The sequence below is a fragment of the Bacillus sp. WP8 genome (assembly GCF_000800825.1).
Lineage (GTDB): Bacteria > Bacillota > Bacilli > Bacillales > Bacillaceae > Bacillus > Bacillus safensis.
This window is the reverse complement of record NZ_CP010075.1, coordinates 662,961-679,854: the sequence shown is the minus strand read 5'-3', so window position 1 is coordinate 679,854 and position 16,894 is coordinate 662,961. Positions and strand designations below refer to the sequence as shown.

Below are 16,894 nucleotides of genomic sequence, written 5' to 3'. Positions count from 1 at the left end.
TTCTTTTTTGTGATCATTTTCATCTCATTCCGCTGCTTCACACCATTCGACCATTGTCCCTGCAATAATTTCTGCTGCTTCTATCACATGATCAATGTCGATAGATTCATTCGGAAAATGGGCAAGCTCTGTTGTTCCAGGTCCAAACACGATAATCGGAATACCCGCTGCCTGTGACAGTAATCCGCCGTCCGTTCCCCAAGGGGCGGCTTCGATCTTCGGCGGCTGCTTCATGACCGCTTCATATTGTTCCTTCAATAAACCTAAAAGCGGATGATCCGTATCGATTGAACCCGGAAGCCATCTTGCACCAAACCATTCGACCTCAACAGGATGTTCATGGAACCATTCATCTTTTTCTCCGAGTCCTGCCATCCAATTTTCTAATTCCTTCTCTGCCTGTTCTACCGTTTCACCCGGCATCACCCCGAGCCTGCCTTCCATTGTGACAAGGTCTGCTACGGAGGATGGCCAATCACCGCCTTGAATTTTCCCGATATTGATTGGGATCGGGATTGGGATATGCTGAAACAGCGGCTCAGTGATTCGCTGATTTCTTTCTTCTTCAAGTGCCGCTATATGTGAAAGGACTATCGTGCTCTTTTCAATAGCAGAAACGCCGTGATATCTTGTTCCGCCATGAGCAGCCCTTCCTTTAATATGCAGTCTGAACCATTTAGATCCTTGCTGAATCGGAAAGATTTTCATATGACTTGGCTCTGGAATGATGGCTGCATCTGCTGTATATCCTCTCAGTATGGCTGCAAGGGTGCCTGCGCCGCCGCTCTCTTCTTCGACAACACTATGAAACACGACATCTCCCTTCAGCGGAATCTGAAGCGCATGCAGTGCTTCAAGTGCAAAGAGTAAAGAAACGTTTCCACCTTTCATATCTGTTGCCCCGCGTCCATAAAGTCTCCCGTTTATGATATGCCCGCTGTAGGGCGGATATGTCCATTGTTTGTGATCACCTGCCGGGACAACATCGACATGCCCATTTAATAAAATAGATTTGCCGCCCCCTTTTCCTTTCAATCGTCCGGCGACATTAGGACTTCCTTTAAAGGAACGTCTCGGGGAATAAAAATACGGGTGGTTCAGCAAGTCATCCCCGCCAATGTCCCATACGTCAACATCAAAGCCAATGGCAGAAAGCTTATTTGCTACGATTTGCTGTACTTCTTGCTCATTTCCTTGTGTGCTGTCACATTGCACCATTTGCTGAAGAAGCGTCACGGCTTCCTCCTTATGTTCTTTCATCCAGTTTCTGATACGTGTGGTTGGCTGCAAAGTCGGTCATCCTTTCTACACAACAGATTTGACATCAGGCGCTAAAATGAGCGGCGCCTCTGTCGCCCTCATGACATCTTCCGGCTGAAACGGCGGCATGACTTCACGCAAAATGAGTAGCTGTGATTTGACCTCAATGACTGCCATATCCGTAATAATCAGATCTACACAAGACTTAGCAGTTAAGGGCAGCGTGCAGGCTGCTTTTATCTTAGATTGTCCATGTTTATCAAGGTGGCTCATCACGACCACCACCTTTTTCGCTTTTTGCGCAAGTTCAATGGCTCCACCCATACCCGGCACTCGTTTCCCTGGCACAATCCAATTGGCAAGATCCCCATGACTGCTGACTTCAAGTGCACCTAAAATGGTCATATCCAGCATCCCTTTGCGAATGATGCCAAAAGCGGTTGTGCTGTCCATATATGATCCGCCTTTTGTTAACGTAATGGGAAAACCCCCGGCATTGCACAAATTCGGATCTTCTTCCCCTTGTGCTGGTGAAGCGCCTGCCCCCATAATGCCGTTTTCTGCATGCAGCCAAACGTTGTAATGCGCTGGAATGTAATCAGCCGCAAGGGTTGGGATTCCGATCCCAAGATTCACAATCATGCCATCTTCAATTTCCTGTGCCGCGCGTTTGGCTATGCGGTGTCTTAAATCGATGTCTCCCATGCCCATGTCCAGTTCACTCCTTTTGATTGCACGATCTGGTTCACAAATACGCCTGGTGTGACGATTTCCTCTGGATGAAGCCCGCCCACAGGCACAATCTCTTCTACTTCCGCAATGGTCCAGTCTCCTGCCATCGCCACAATCGGGTTTGTATTCCGTGCACTTTTATCAAAAATCAGGTTGCCTGCTTCATCTGCTTTGAGGGCATTCACAATCGCGATATCCGCGGTCAGTGCAGGCTCAAGAATATACTTCTTTCCATCCAGCTGAACCAATTGTTTCTCATCAAGATTGAGGCTATCCATGCCGACATCTGTCACAATGCCCGCTAAACCCATCCCCCCTGCCCTGATCTTTTCTGCTAGGATGCCCTGCGGGTAAAAAAGAACGTCTAGTGTATCTGCCTGCATTTTCTGCCCGGCAATTGGATTTGAGCCAATATGAGAGGCAATGATTTTCTTCACTCTTCCTTCTGTGATCAGCCTGCCAACACCGATTTGCGGGAAGCCTGCATCGTTTCCGATCAATGTCAGGTCTTTAATATTGGCTTCTAGGATGGCATCGATCAATGATGGCGGGGACCCTACACCGCCAAACCCGCCAAACATAATGGTCATTCCGTCTCTAAAATGCGTGATGACTTGATCTAAGTTCGCTGTTTTGTTCATCATCTTTCCTCCCTACATGGCAGATGGGAAAAACCCTCGATTGATGACTTCTTGCTCGACCTGCGTCATTGTCTGCCCGAATAAATGAATCAGTTCATCCATCTCCTGCTGCGTAATGGAAAGCGGCGGTGCGATCATGACCGCTGCACCTCCTACACCATCCTCTCCAGCGCTTGCTGGGTAAACAAGCAAACCATTTTGCTTGGCCGTCTCCACAACTAAATGTGTCATTTGAGCATGAGCAGGAAATGGTGTTTTCGATAATCGGTCTGCGACAAATTCAATGCCAATGAGCAGCCCCTTTCCTCTCACATCTCCTATGATGGAATGATTTGTTTGCAAATCCTTTAAAGCATTCATTAAATATCGGCCAGACAGATCAGCCCGTTCTGAAAGCTGGTGTTTTTTCATATATCGAATGACAGCCAGTGAGACGGCTGCTGAAAGCGGATTGCCGCTATAAGTGTGGCCTGCCATCACAGAGCCCGAACCGCTGAGAATCGGTGCAATCACATGATCCGCTGAGACAGCTGCCGCAATCGGTGAATAGCCGGCGCTCATGCCTTTTCCGAGTACCATAATATCTGGTACGACGCCCCAATGTTCCATGGCAAACATTTTCCCAGTTCGTCCAAAGCCTGTCATGACTTCATCTGCAATCATTAAAATATCGTTTTCCTCACAAACTCGCTTCATCGCCGCAAAATATCCATCTGGCGGAACAAGCGCCGCGCCCGCTGCTCCAACAATCGGCTCTGCAATAAAAGCCGCAATCCTCTCTTTTCCTATACGCTGGATGACGGTTTTAAATTCCTGTACATACCATTCGACCTGCTTGCTTTCTTCCTTTGGCAGCCACGAACGATAGCTGTATGGCGGAGACAGCACCGGGTGTTTTTCGAGCAGTGGTTCAAAGCGCTCTCTCCTTGCAATATGTCCTGACATCGACAGCGCACCGAGTGTGATGCCGTGATAACTCATCCATCTTGAGATGATGTGATTCTTCTCAGCCTTCCCCTGCTCCTGCCAATGCTGAATGGCTATTTTCATGGCGGTTTCTGTTGCCTCTGATCCGCTTCCGACAAAAAAAGACCAGTTCAGGTTCCCTGGGCAGAGTGTACTCAATTCATAGGCAAGTTCTTCTGCTGGTTCATTTGTGAATTGTGACCTGTACGTAAAGCTCACCTTTTCCGCTTGCTCTGTCATGGCATCAATGATGTCTCGTATGCCATGTCCAATACTCGCCGTGACAGCACCCGATGAGCCGTCTAAATATTTTTTCCCGTCCCGATCATATAAATAAATCCCCTCTCCTTTCACAGCCACAGGATAATGCTGATTCAACATTGGTTTGATTAAGTAATCCCGGGTCTCCACTTTGTCATTCCTCCCTCTCTCGTCAGCAGCTGCATCTTTCTTTTTTCATGAATCGCAAGAAAATTTTGTATACTTGTTATAAGATTAGCTTAATCAAGAGGGCAGTCATCCTCCATTCGCCACATGCCCGAATTTCACACGCATTTTTTATACATCGTGTATAAGAGTGTTCAAAAGGAGGTCATGAGTCTATGGCGATTCTCGTCAAAGATGCACTCTCGCTCGATATCATGAAGGAAACAAAGCTGCTTGCTGGGGAAAATGGACTAGACCGCCTCATTCAGTGGGTGACCATCGTGGAAATTATCGAAGATACTTCAAGGCTTTCAGAAGGGGAGCTGCTCGTCACAACCGGCTTTGGGCTTGCAGACAATCTAGAAAGGCGTGCCCGGCTTGAGGAGCTGATTCAATCTCAACGTCTATCGGCCATTGCGATTTATAAAGGCGTATACTTAACGGAAATTCCGGCATCACTGATCGAAGCTGCCAAAAACAGCGGCATTCCACTCATCGAGATTCCTTCACATGTCAACTTCTCAGACATTACAAAAGCCGTTCTAGAGCAAATCGTCAGCAGCCAGCTCCATCAGCTTAAATATTCTTCAGCCATTCACCAAAGACTAACCCATTTAAATGTCAGCAATAAAAATGTCACCCAAATTACAGATGAGCTGGCACATCTCACTTCGGCGAACATCGTTGTGCTTGATGTTTTTTTACAGCAAACAGCAGCTCATCTCATCAAAGATGAAGTGACGTACTCTCCTGCTTTTGGCTTTTTGACAGATCATGAACCAATCGAAACGACGCCTCTTCTCAAGCAGGCTGAGGAGAAAGGAAGGCTCGTTTATGACACGTGCGGTGCGTTTGTCCTCGCTGCATGCCCAGTAATTGCGATGGGCGATATTTTCGGATTTATTGTATCTTTAAAGAAAAAGGATGCGTGGCATCATCTCGACGCGATTGCCATCGAGCATGCCGGGGCGGTGTATGCGATTGAATGGCTGAAGCAAAAAGCCATTCAAGATACAGAAAACCAAATGCAAGGTCATTTGTTAGATGATATTTTGCAGCAGCAATACACAGAAGAAAGCTATGTGGTCGAACAGGCAACAAAGCTGCAATACGATATGAGCGATGAGCAGGTGGTCATCTACTTTCAATTTCAGCATCAGCACACACAGCTCGATCACCAAATGATGCAGCGCCTATCTCAATTACTCACGTCGATATTTGAACGCAGACATATTCCTTTTTTACTTAAGACAAGGCTCGATTCCATTTTTGTTCTTACACCAGCAGGAAAAAAAGCGTTTCAAGAAGCGGAGTGGTATCGTGCAGCAGAAGAGTGCCGAAGCACTTGGTCTTATTTTTTTCCCGTCCACCCGATTGTGATTGGCATTGGGAGAGCCTATGACCAGATCGGTCTCTTTGCAAAAAGCGCGAAGGAAGCGCAGTATGCAGCAAGGCTTCTTCCGCTTTTAAAGACAGACGAATGCATCATTCATTATCAGAAGCTCGGCTTATACGGGATGCTTCTTGAAATGAATGAAGCGGGGATGAATTTGCATGACTTTTACGTGGAGCTGTTAAGTCCTTTGCTTTATACGAAAAAACAGGGAGCAGACCTGATCCATACACTCGAAGTGTATTTGGCCCACAATGAAAATATTCAAAAATCTGCGGGAGAATTGTTTATTCACAGACATACATTAAGCTACCGGCTGAAACAAATTGAAACGAGAACAGGCTGCAGCCTCAAATCCACGGATGATCGGATGAAGCTGCAGCTCAGTATCATGGCGTACCGCCTATCTGGTCTGCTTGATCAGATGAGAACCATTTCATGATTCATTCGGCGTTTTGACCCATAGATTCATATCTTCAATTTTGTCAAAAATATAGCAGTTGTTTTGGAATCGGCCGGTATATGTATAGCCGAGCTGATAAAACACTTGATTCATTCCATAGGATAGTGCACGTGCAAGAGAATAAAAGACATAAATGTGCATGGATTGAAGTTCTTTTTCGAGTGCTAGAATCAAATGGTGCATGAATCCTAGCTTTCTGTATGCCGGAAGGGTCGCACAATCTGTTAATTCCGCATGACCATAAGGGTCATTGATTTCAGCAGATGCTGCACTCACAATGTGCCCGTCATGTTCAACGGCATAAAAAACCGTCCCTTCCTCCATCACCTTTTGGATGTAATCTGGCTCATTCATTGGCGTAGGATACGTTTCAAAGACGGTATCATAGAGCTTTGCCAGCTTGTGAATATCCTGCGTATCCGCTTTCCTCATCACATACTCATCCTGCCACGTGCCTTGATCTTTTTTGAGAGGCTTTTCTTGAATAGACGCAACAATTTCATCTTCCTTCAGCCAATACGGGCTGTTCATTCGACTCTCCGTCAGAAAGAGCGACATGCCGTACGCATCACTTCCAAGAAAATAATGAGAAAACACACCTTCAAGCCGAAAGCCTTTTTCTAAAAAAAGAGGCATATGCTCACGCCTGACTTTCACAATGACCTTAGAAGCCTTACAGTCCGCCGCTTCCTGAAGAACCGACTGAATCACATCCCGCACCCTGCCGCTATAGTCATCCAAACGGATTCGCTCATTAAATGAATCAATACAGATCGAGGCAGAAAAACGCTCGTTCGCAAGTTCCTTCAATTGCACCATATACTCATCCTCTCTTATAAATCAGCTAATAAAAAAAATCCAAATGGAACATGAAACAATGACGATACCAGAAAAAATCGACATGATCATATACCTAATGGCTGAGCCTTTTTTGGCTTTGTTTTGCTTTCTCGCTTCATACATGATGAGATTTGAGAACAGTATAAATAAAATAAGTAGAACGATGGCAAATAGAATGATTCCTTGAATGACCATGCTGCCTCCTTATAAATTCGTCATCCCATATTACTTCTTCATATTCGAGCATCATCCCTTCTCATGAACAAAAAACACCTTTCCATCTCGTCAGATAGAAAGGTGTTTTGATTAAACGTTTTTCCCCGCAGCCTTCAGCGCACGGGCACCAATGTCACGGCGATAAAATAGACCTGGCTGTATGATTTCTTCAACCGCCTCATACACTCTTGATCTTGCCGCTTCTAATGTGTCGTCAAATGCGGTCACATTCGCTACACGGCCGCCATTCGTGACGAATTGATTGTTTTCTTTTTTTGTTCCTGCGTGGAAGGTCACGACATCAGAGACAGTCGTTTGCAAGGTACCGATTGGTGTGCCTTTTGCATAGTCTTCTGGGTATCCTTCTGATGCAAGAACCACACTGACAGCCGCAGTGTCTTTCCACTGTAAGTCCACATCTTTTCCATCAAGAATATCGAGAAATACTTGAACTAGATCTGATTGTAGACGAGGGAGAACCACTTGCGTTTCAGGGTCGCCAAAGCGTGCATTGAATTCAATCACCTTTGAGCCTTCTGGTGTCAGCATTAAGCCTGCATATAAAATGCCTGTAAATGGACGCCCTTCCTGCACCATTGCGCGAGCTGCCGGTTTGACGACGTCCTCCACCGCTTTCTGAACCACTTCATCTGAAATCTGCGGAACTGGTGAATAAGCGCCCATTCCGCCTGTATTCGGCCCTTTGTCATCTTCAAAGGCCCGTTTGTGATCCTGCGCAATCACCATCGGGTACACCTTTTCTCCGTTGACAAAGGCCATGAGTGAAAATTCCTCGCCTGTTAAAAATTCTTCGATGACGACAGATGCACTTGCATCGCCAAACTTTTCATCCTCTAAGAAATCATGCAGACAGTCGATCGCCTCTTCAAGCGTCATCGCGACTGTCACACCTTTTCCTGCGGCGAGACCGTCTGCTTTAATCACAATCGGCGCACCCTTTTCTTCCACATATGCCTTCGCTTCTTCAAACGATGTGAAGGTAGCATAAGCGGCTGTTGGGATATCATAATTTTTCATTAAGTCTTTTGCAAATTCCTTTGAGCCTTCAATGACCGCAGCTTTTGCATTCGGTCCAAATACTTTTAGACCTGCTTCTTCAAATGCATCAACGACACCTGCGATTAAAGGAACCTCTGGACCGACAATGGTTAAGCCGATTTCGTTTTCTTTTGCAAAACGAATTAATGCCTCATGATCGCCTTCGTCGATTGGTACAAGCTTCGCAGCATCTGTCATTCCATCATTGCCGGGTGCGACAAATACTTGGCTGACAAGTTCACTTTGATTCACTTTCCATGCGATGGTATGCTCTCTTCCGCCTCTGCCGATAATTAGTACGTTCACACTGTCATCCCCTTAATGTTTGAAATGTCTAACGCCAGTGAAGACCATGGCGATGCCGTATTCATCTGCCTTTTGAATCGATTCTTCATCACGAATAGATCCGCCTGGCTGAATGATCGCTGTTACGCCTGCCTTTGCAGCAGCTTCCACTGTATCGCCCATTGGGAAGAACGCATCAGAGCCTAGTGCGCTTCCTTTTGCCTTTTCACCTGCTTGCTCAATCGCAATGTTCGCTGAGCCGACACGGTTCATTTGTCCAGCGCCGATCCCTGCTGTCATTTGATCTTTCGCAAGAACAATGGCATTTGATTTCACATGCTTGACCACTTTCCAAGCAAGCTTTAAGTCTTTCCATTCGTCTTCTGTTGGTTCTCTTTTCGTTGGAATAGAGATCGTTGCTTCCTCTAAGCCGTACGTATCAATATCCTGAACAAGCAATCCGCCATGTACACTTGTCAGCTGTTTTTCTTTTTTCCCGAGATCCGCTTCTACATCTAATGTTAATAGACGAAGGTTCTTTTTCGACGTTAACACGTCAAGTGCTTCTTGGCTGAACGAAGGAGCGATGACAATTTCCAAGAAAATTGTATGCAGCACGTCAGCCGTTTGTTTGTCTACTTCACGGTTAAGTGCCACAATGCCGCCAAAAATAGAAGTTTCGTCTGCCTTGAACGCTCGGTCAAATGCTTCTGCAATCGTTTCTCCTGTACCAACGCCGCACGGGTTCATATGCTTCACAGCAACAGCTGCCGGCTCCGTGAATTCTCGTACAATTTGGAGTGCTGCATCTGCATCTTTAATATTGTTATAGGAAAGCTCTTTTCCATGTAATTGCTTTGCAGTAGCCAACGAACCTTTCGCTGGAAGAGCATTTTCATAGAAAGTCGCCGCTTGGTGCGGGTTTTCTCCATAACGAAGGGATTGTTTTTTCTCAAACGTGACAGTGAACTGTTCTGGCTCTGTTTCGCCAACAAAATTCGTTAAGTAATCCGCAATTAGAGCATCGTAAGCAGCCGTATGACGGAATACCTTTGCAGCAAGCTCACGCTTTTTCTCTAGTGACACGCCGCCTTCTTTGATTTGCTGAATGACTGTATCATAATCACGAGGATCGACAATCACTGTGACGTCTTGATGGTTTTTTGAAGCTGCACGAAGCATTCCCGGTCCGCCAATATCAATGTTTTCAATCGCTTCTTCATATGTCACATCGTCTTTTGAGATCGTCTCTTTGAATGGATAGAGATTCACGACAACTAGATCAATCGGCTGAATGCCATGCTTTTCAATCTGTGCCATATGCTCATCGTTTTCTCTCACTGCTAAAAGTCCGCCATGAATGTTCGGGTGAAGTGTTTTGAGTCGTCCGTCCATGATTTCAGGGAATCCAGTGACTTCTGAAATCCCAATGACATCAATGCCGTTCTCTTGAAGAAGCTTGTGTGTACCTCCAGTTGAAATCACTTCAACACCAAGTTCTGTTAATTCTTTCACAAAAGGTACAAGATTCGTTTTATCGGAAACACTGATTAATGCGCGTTTGATCGTCATGCCTTCGTCACCTCATTAAGATAATTCTAAAAGTGATTTGATCACTTTTGGATATAGTGTGTGTTCTAGTTCATGCATTCTTTTTTCAATCGATTTAAGCTCTTCCCCTTGTTCGATGTAAATCGACGCTTGGTCAATGATCGGACCTGTATCCATGCCTTCATCGACAAAATGGACAGTGATGCCTGCCACTTTGACGCCTGCTTGATAGGCTTGACCAATGGCATCAAGCCCTGGGAAGGCTGGCAGCAAGGACGGATGGATATTAACAATTTTCCCTCTAAATGCTTCAAGTAATGTCGGACCAATCAGTCTCATATACCCAGCAAGGAAAACCCATTCCACTTCATGCAGCCTAAGCTGTTCAATGATCGTTTGTTCAAAAGCGGCTTTATTCGGAAAAGCCTTCGGGGTAAATGCAAAGGAGGGAATGCCCTCTTTCTCAGCACGCTCCAGCACCTTTGCCCCCGGTTTATCACAAATCACAATGGCGGCCTCTGCCTGCCACTGTTCCTTTTTTAATGTATCAATAATGGCTTGAAAATTCGTCCCGCTTCCAGAGGCGAAGATCGCAAACTTCTTCATGAGAGGCTTCCACCGCCGAATGTGACACCTTCTCCTTTTTGAACACGGCCGATGAGAAAAGCTTTCTCTCCGTCTTCTTCAAGTCCTCTGATCACTTCGACAAGGTCATCTTCTTTTACGGCTAAGACAAAACCAATGCCCATATTAAACACATTGAACATTTCTTCAGCCTTTAACTGTCCTTTTTCTTGAATAAAGGAGAAAATTGGCGGTACTGGCCATGAGCCGTTATCAATCTCAACGCCAAGCCCTTCAGGCAGCATACGTGGTAAATTTTCAATAAAGCCGCCGCCTGTCACATGTGCCATACCGTCAACCTTACCGGCTTTCACTTGTTTAAGAACAGGCTTCACATAAATTTTGGTCGGTTCAAGAAGCTCTTCTCCAAGCGGTCTTGTAAAAGGCTCATACGTTTGATGAAGGTCAAGACCAGCGTCTTCAAGCAATACTTTACGAACGAGAGAGTACCCATTGCTATGAATTCCGCTTGAGCTGAGTCCAATCAGCAAGTGTCCTTCTTTGATGCTCTCTCCTGTCACGATTTCATCCTTTTCAACGACGCCTACTGAAAAACCAGCAATATCATATTCATCTTCTGTATAAAGACCCGGCATTTCTGCTGTTTCTCCGCCGACAAGCGCTGAACCAGACTGCTCACAGCCGTCAGCCACACCTTTGACAATGGATTCAATTTTCAAAGGATCTGCTTTTCCGACTGCTAAGTAATCTAAGAAAAAGAGCGGTTCTGCCCCTTGTGCAAGCACATCGTTGACACACATTGCCACGGCATCGACACCGATCGTATCGTGTTGATCCATTAAAAAGGCAAGCTTTAATTTCGTTCCGACACCATCTGTTCCTGAAACAAGAACGGGCTTTTTATATGGCAGCTCAGATAAATCAAACATACCGCCAAATCCACCTAGAGCACCCATGACGCCTGCTCTTTTTGTACGTTCTACGTGTGTTTTCATTCGTTTAACGGCTTCGTATCCTGCTTCGATGTCGACACCGGCGTTTTTATATGCTTCTGACATCCCATTCACTCCTTTTAGCTGCTTCTCTTCCATTTATTTTCAGCAGAATGAAAGAGCAGCATATCAAAGCATCTTGACTGCTGCTCCTTTATTCGATTATTTCGTCAGTGCTGTTTCCTTCACATGCGGAAGAACAGTATCTTCATAAATTTCAGTCGGGTATTTCCCAGTAAAGCATGCTAAGCATTGACCGCGCTGCGGATCATCATACTTTCTGCCAATCCCGTCCATTAAACCGTCTACAGATAAAAAGGCAATGGAGTCTGCACCGATTTCCTGTCTAATTTCTTCCACTGAATGAGAAGAAGCAATCAGCTCTTCATGTGTGGACGTATCAATTCCATAAAAACACGGATGTGCAATTGGCGGTGAACTAATGCGGACATGGACTTCCGTCGCACCCGCTTCTCTTAGCATCGTCACAATGCGGCGGCTTGTTGTTCCGCGTACGATGGAATCATCCACCATCACGACACGCTTTCCTTCGACGACCCCGCGCACAGCAGACAGCTTCATGCGCACGCCCTGCTCACGCAGTGCTTGAGACGGCTGGATAAAGGTTCTGCCGACATAACGGTTTTTAATTAAACCGAGCTCATATGGAATACCTGTTGCTTCGGCATATCCAATCGCTGCAGAAATACTCGAATCTGGTACACCTGTCACAACATCTGCTTCGACATGTGCTTCCTCAGCAAGCTTTTTGCCAAGGTTCTTTCTCGCACTATGCACGTTGATGCCATTGATATTGCTGTCAGGTCTTGAGAAATAAATGTATTCCATGCTGCACATGCTGCGGTTAATATTCATGGAGAAGCGCTCAGATTTGAGGCCTTCATCATTAATGATCAGCATTTCGCCAGGCTCCACATCTCGTAAATACGTGGCGCCGACAACGTCAAATGCACATGTTTCAGAAGCAACGACATAAGCGTCCCCAAGCATACCAAGTGAAAGCGGACGTAAGCCGTTCGGATCAAGTGCCACAATCATTTCAGTTTCCGTCATAATTAAGAAAGCATATGCTCCTTTAAGCATGGACAGGGCATTTTTGATCTGCTCTTTCAATTCAATATAGCCGCTGCGCTTAATTAAATGAGCGAGCACTTCAGTGTCAGAAGATGTCTGAAATATACTCCCCTGGTTCTCTAGCTGCTGCTTTAATTGCGTTGCATTCACTAAGTTCCCATTATGAGCAAGGGCAAGACTGCCGTTGTTTTGCGAGCGGAAGAAGAGGGGCTGCACATTTTCAAAGCCGCCTCCGCCTGCTGTCGCATACCGAACGTGTCCGATTGCTCCTTTACCTTTCAAATCCTTTAGCTCACCGTTTTGAAAGACTTCCGTAATCAGTCCAAGGCCTTTATGTGCCGTCAGGTTTTCACCATCTGTTGCAATGATTCCCGCACCTTCTTGTCCTCGGTGCTGAAGACTATGCAATCCGTAATATGTGATTTGCGGGGCTTCTTCGTGTCCCCAAACCCCAAAGACGCCACACTCTTCGTTTAAGCCTCTGATTTCAGCAAGCATGGGATCGCTCCTTTCCATGCACGTTCAAGTTCGTTGACCGCTGCATGAATCCATTGTTGTCCTTCTTGATTTTTGACGGTGAATACACCATCATTTGTGACTGTTCCAACTTCTTTCGCATCTTTGACAGCCGCAGCAAATGCTTCGCGGTGCTCTGGTTTCACTGTGACAACAAAACGTGACTGTGTTTCACTAAATAATGAAGCTTCGCTGTTTAAATCCATTTGGATATGAGCGCCAAGACCGTCTGTTCCAAATGTACTTTCAGCAAGTGCGACACCAAGACCGCCTTCAGACACATCGTGTGCTGATTGAACAAGTCCGTTTTGAATCGCAGCAAGAAGGGCTTCCTGACGCGTGAGCTCTACATCCAAATCAATTTCCGGTGCTTTTCCGTAAATACGGCCTTCTGTCATCTTTTGAAGCTCACTGCCTGCGAATTCTTCCTTCGTCTCACCAATCACGAAAATTACATCGCCAGCCTGCTGGAACGACTGTGTCGTAATATGCGCTGTATCTTCAACCAAACCAACCATCCCAATGACTGGTGTTGGGTAAATGGCTGTTCCATTTGATTCGTTATATAAAGAGACGTTACCACCGATAACTGGTGTGCTTAGCTTGCGGCACGCTTCGCTAATACCGTCAGCAGATTTTTCAATTTGCCAGAAAATTTCTGGTTTCTCTGGGTTACCGAAGTTCAAGTTATCTGTTACTGCAAGTGGACGAGCGCCTGAGCAAACAATGTTACGTGCTGCTTCTGCGACTGCGATTTTCCCGCCGACCTCTGGATCAAGGTACAGATAACGTGCGTTACAATCGGTTGTCATCGCAAGGGCTTTTTTCGTTCCACGGATTCTTAAAACGCCCGCATCAGAGCCTGGTGCAACGACTGTATTTGTCCGAACCATGTAGTCATATTGATCATAGACCCATTCTTTACTTGCGATCGTTGGCTGCTGAAGGAGCTGCTTTAACGTGTCTGCTGCATCTGTGATAGCAGGTGCTTCAACTTTTGTTTCTAAAAACTCACGGTAGTAGGCAGGCTCACTTGACGGTTTGTGATAAACCGGCGCTTCTTCTGCAAGAGCGTCAACAGGAAGCTCACATACCACTTCACCTTGATGGAGTAAACGAAGCATTTTATCGTCTGTCACATGACCGACTGATACTGCTTCAAGATCGTATTTTTCAAAAATATCAATGATTTCTTGTTCACGGCCTTTTTCAATGACCAGAAGCATTCTCTCTTGAGATTCAGACAGCATCATTTCGTATGCTGACATGCCTGTTTCACGCTGCGGGATGAGATCTAGATTCATCTCGATACCAGAACCTGCTTTACTCGCCATTTCCGCACTTGAGCTTGTTAAGCCAGCCGCTCCCATATCCTGAATCCCAACGAGTGCATCGTTTTTGATGACTTCAAGGCACGCTTCAAGCAGCAGTTTTTCCATGAACGGATCACCGACTTGAACAGCTGAGCGTTTTTCTTCTGATTCATCAGAAAATTCCTCAGATGCAAATGTTGCACCGTGAATTCCGTCACGTCCCGTTTTGGCACCAACGTACATGACCGTGTTGCCAACACCTTTGGCCTGCCCTTTTTTAATGTCCTCATGGTTGATTAATCCAACACACATTGCATTTACGAGCGGGTTGCCTTCGTAGCTTTGATCGAAATGAACCTCTCCGCCGACTGTTGGAATTCCGATACAGTTTCCATAGCCTGCGATCCCTGCCACTACTTCTTCAAACAAGTACTTCACGCGCGGTGAAGTCAGTTCACCAAAACGAAGAGAGTTTAATACAGCAATTGGACGCGCACCCATGGAGAATACATCACGGATAATTCCGCCGACACCTGTCGCCGCTCCTTGATACGGTTCAATCGCAGATGGATGGTTATGTGATTCGATTTTAAATACAACCGCTTGGTTGTCTCCAATATCAACGATTCCAGCGCCTTCCCCAGGACCTTGAAGGACATGTTCTCCTTTTGTCGGGAATTTGCTTAAAACAGGCTTTGAGTTTTTATAACTGCAATGCTCTGACCACATGACAGAAAAAATACCCGTTTCTGTGTAGTTTGGCAGCCTGCCAATAATGGATTCGATTAAAGCGAATTCTTCATCACTCAATCCCATTTGCTGATACAATTTCTCTTCTTTAATTTGCTTGTGACTTGGTTCAAGCAGTAGTGACATGAGTGTCCCTCCAATTTTTCACGATAGATTGAAACAATTTAAGTCCGTCTGCGCTGCCTAGTAATGAATCAACCGCGCGCTCAGGGTGCGGCATCATGCCGAGTACATTGCCCTCTTCATTCGTTACACCTGCAATTCGATTCACACTGCCGTTAATATCGTCTCCGTAAGTGAAAGCGATTTGGCCACGTTCAATGAGCTTCGCTAGAGTGTCTTCATCACAGTAGAAGTTGCCTTCACCGTGCGCTACAGGAATCGTAATGGATTCGCCTTTTTGATAACCGCTTGTAAATTGCGTTTCGTTGTTTTCTACAATGAGTTCAACTGGTCGACAGATAAACTTCAAGTCTTTATTTCGTCTCATCGCCCCCGGAAGAATGCCTAGCTCCTGAAGAATTTGGAACCCGTTACAAACACCAAGAACAGGTTTTCCTTCCTCAGCTGCTTTCTTCACCGCCGGCATGATGTTTGAGAAGCGAGCGATCGCACCACATCTTAAGTAATCCCCATAAGAGAAACCGCCTGGTACGAGTACACCGTCAAATCCGTCAAGACTCGTTTCGTCGTGCCATACATATTCAACTTGTTCACCCAGCTCATCTTGAATCGCATGGTACATATCGATATCACAGTTAGAGCCAGGCAAGACGATCACTGCAAACTTCACTGTGCGACAACCTCCTCCACCTCATAGCGGTAATCTTCAATCACCGTGTTGGCAAGTAATTTTTCGCACATTTCTTTGACGACTGTGTCTAAATCACGATCTGATTTTTCAATGACGAGCTCCATGTATTTCCCGATACGGACATCCTTTACTTCCTGATAAGACATGCTGTGCAAAGCGTGCTGCACGGCACTTCCTTGTGGATCAAGAACGCTCTCTTTTAAGCTGACAAAAATTTTCACTTTATACATGTTTATGGCCTCCAAGTCTTTTGAAAATTTCTTCGTATGCATTCGTTAAGCCGCCCAGGTTTCGTCTGAACACGTCTTTATCAAGCTTTTCGTTTGTATCTTTGTCCCAAAGCCTGCACGTATCAGGTGAAATCTCATCAGCTAGCAAAATACGATTCTCGTGATCTATTCCGAATTCAAGCTTGAAATCAATTAAATTCACATGACAGTCTGAGAAGATTTGCTTTAATTCTTCATTCACTTGTCTTGTGATCTGTTTCATTTCCTCTACCTGTTCAGGTGTGGCTGCATGTAAAATGCGAATATGATCTTCTGTAATGAGCGGATCGCCGAGTGCATCATCTTTGTAGTAAAACTCAATCAAAGGTGTGTCCAGTTTCGTTCCCTCTGGAATGCCAAGGCGTTTTGACATACTGCCCGCCACTACATTTCGTACAACGACTTCAAGCGGAACAATCTGTACCTTTTGAATGAGCTGTTCTGTTTCAGAGAGGCGTTTTACAAAGTGATTGTTGACCCCTTTTTCATGCAGCATTTGAAAGATTAAGCTTGAAATCTCGTTGTTCAGTCTGCCTTTGCCTTCGATTTCAGCTTTCTTTTCGCCGTTAAATGCTGTAGCTGAGTCTTTATATTCAACATATAAAATATGCTCGTCATCGGTCTGATAAATTCTTTTCGCTTTGCCTTCGTAGAGAAGTTCTTGTTTCACAGTCATTCAGGTTGGCCTCCTAATTTGAATGTTGGCAATTTTCAGGATTGGGCGCCTG

The 16,894-nt window shown here is 45.6% G+C and carries 16 protein-coding genes; 1 reads left to right on the top strand and 15 read right to left on the bottom strand.

Annotated elements, in window-relative coordinates:
* Positions 1–24: 24 nt before the first annotated feature.
* The 4 genes from QR42_RS03310 to QR42_RS03295 are packed head-to-tail and all read right to left on the bottom strand — an operon-like array spanning position 25 to position 4,010.
* Entirely contained in the window at positions 25–1,290 is a 1,266-nt protein-coding gene (locus tag QR42_RS03310) for a peptidase (protein ID WP_039176964.1), read from the bottom strand.
* Positions 1,291–1,305: 15 nt separating this feature from the next.
* Positions 1,306–1,971 (bottom strand): 3-oxoacid CoA-transferase subunit B, encoded by a 666-nt coding sequence (locus tag QR42_RS03305; RefSeq protein WP_024424520.1) that lies wholly within the window; start codon positions 1,969–1,971, stop codon positions 1,306–1,308.
* Positions 1,947–2,633: a CoA transferase subunit A gene (locus QR42_RS03300; protein ID WP_084096353.1), complete on the bottom strand. Its 687-nt coding sequence runs from the start codon at positions 2,631–2,633 to the stop codon at positions 1,947–1,949. The genes QR42_RS03305 and QR42_RS03300 overlap by 25 nt, the downstream gene beginning before the upstream one ends.
* 12 nt (positions 2,634–2,645) lie before the next feature.
* Positions 2,646–4,010: an aspartate aminotransferase family protein gene (locus tag QR42_RS03295; RefSeq protein WP_039176960.1), complete on the bottom strand. Its 1,365-nt coding sequence runs from the start codon at positions 4,008–4,010 to the stop codon at positions 2,646–2,648.
* 191 nt (positions 4,011–4,201) lie between these two features.
* On the opposite strand from QR42_RS03295, the gene QR42_RS03290 reads away from it, so the two are divergent.
* On the top strand, positions 4,202–5,860 hold the full coding sequence (locus tag QR42_RS03290) for a PucR family transcriptional regulator (protein ID WP_039176958.1): 1,659 nt from the start codon (positions 4,202–4,204) through the stop codon (positions 5,858–5,860).
* Here QR42_RS03290 and ablB read toward each other — a convergent pair.
* The 11 genes from ablB to purC all read right to left on the bottom strand — a co-directional run bounded on the left by ablB (position 5,855) and on the right by purC (position 16,842).
* A complete protein-coding gene (ablB, locus tag QR42_RS03285) occupies positions 5,855–6,700 on the bottom strand; it encodes a putative beta-lysine N-acetyltransferase (protein WP_039176955.1) in 846 nt (281 codons plus the stop codon). The two genes, QR42_RS03290 and ablB, sit on opposite strands and share 6 nt — an antisense overlap.
* Positions 6,701–6,721: 21 nt before the next feature.
* Positions 6,722–6,916, bottom strand: coding sequence for a hypothetical protein (locus tag QR42_RS03280; protein WP_039176953.1), 195 nt, complete (start codon positions 6,914–6,916; stop codon positions 6,722–6,724).
* 111 nt (positions 6,917–7,027) lie between these two features.
* Positions 7,028–8,302, bottom strand: a complete 1,275-nt coding sequence (gene purD, locus QR42_RS03275; RefSeq protein ID WP_039176950.1) for a phosphoribosylamine--glycine ligase — start codon at positions 8,300–8,302, stop codon at positions 7,028–7,030.
* Between the two features lie 12 nt (positions 8,303–8,314).
* Complete coding sequence (gene purH / locus QR42_RS03270) at positions 8,315–9,853, bottom strand: bifunctional phosphoribosylaminoimidazolecarboxamide formyltransferase/IMP cyclohydrolase (RefSeq protein WP_039176947.1); 1,539 nt, start codon at positions 9,851–9,853, stop codon at positions 8,315–8,317.
* Positions 9,854–9,868: 15 nt separating this feature from the next.
* Complete coding sequence (gene purN / locus QR42_RS03265; RefSeq protein WP_039176945.1) at positions 9,869–10,438, bottom strand: phosphoribosylglycinamide formyltransferase; 570 nt, start codon at positions 10,436–10,438, stop codon at positions 9,869–9,871.
* The gene (purM, locus tag QR42_RS03260; protein ID WP_039176942.1) at positions 10,435–11,475 is read right to left on the bottom strand and encodes a phosphoribosylformylglycinamidine cyclo-ligase; all 1,041 of its coding nucleotides are present in this window, start codon (positions 11,473–11,475) and stop codon (positions 10,435–10,437) included. Before purM ends, purN begins: the two co-directional genes overlap by 4 nt.
* Positions 11,476–11,571: 96 nt before the next feature.
* The gene (purF, locus tag QR42_RS03255; RefSeq protein ID WP_039183010.1) at positions 11,572–13,002 is read right to left on the bottom strand and encodes an amidophosphoribosyltransferase; all 1,431 of its coding nucleotides are present in this window, start codon (positions 13,000–13,002) and stop codon (positions 11,572–11,574) included.
* Positions 12,978–15,209: a phosphoribosylformylglycinamidine synthase subunit PurL gene (gene purL, locus QR42_RS03250; RefSeq protein ID WP_039176940.1), complete on the bottom strand. Its 2,232-nt coding sequence runs from the start codon at positions 15,207–15,209 to the stop codon at positions 12,978–12,980. The genes purF and purL overlap by 25 nt, the downstream gene beginning before the upstream one ends.
* Positions 15,193–15,876: a phosphoribosylformylglycinamidine synthase subunit PurQ gene (gene purQ, locus QR42_RS03245; RefSeq protein ID WP_024424510.1), complete on the bottom strand. Its 684-nt coding sequence runs from the start codon at positions 15,874–15,876 to the stop codon at positions 15,193–15,195. Before purQ ends, purL begins: the two co-directional genes overlap by 17 nt.
* Positions 15,873–16,127 carry a phosphoribosylformylglycinamidine synthase subunit PurS gene (gene purS, locus QR42_RS03240; protein WP_003214349.1) on the bottom strand — a complete coding sequence of 85 codons (255 nt, stop codon included), beginning with the start codon at positions 16,125–16,127 and terminating at the stop codon, positions 15,873–15,875. The genes purQ and purS overlap by 4 nt, the downstream gene beginning before the upstream one ends.
* A complete protein-coding gene (purC, locus tag QR42_RS03235) occupies positions 16,120–16,842 on the bottom strand; it encodes a phosphoribosylaminoimidazolesuccinocarboxamide synthase (protein WP_039176936.1) in 723 nt (240 codons plus the stop codon). The genes purS and purC overlap by 8 nt, the downstream gene beginning before the upstream one ends.
* Positions 16,843–16,894 lie beyond the last annotated feature (52 nt).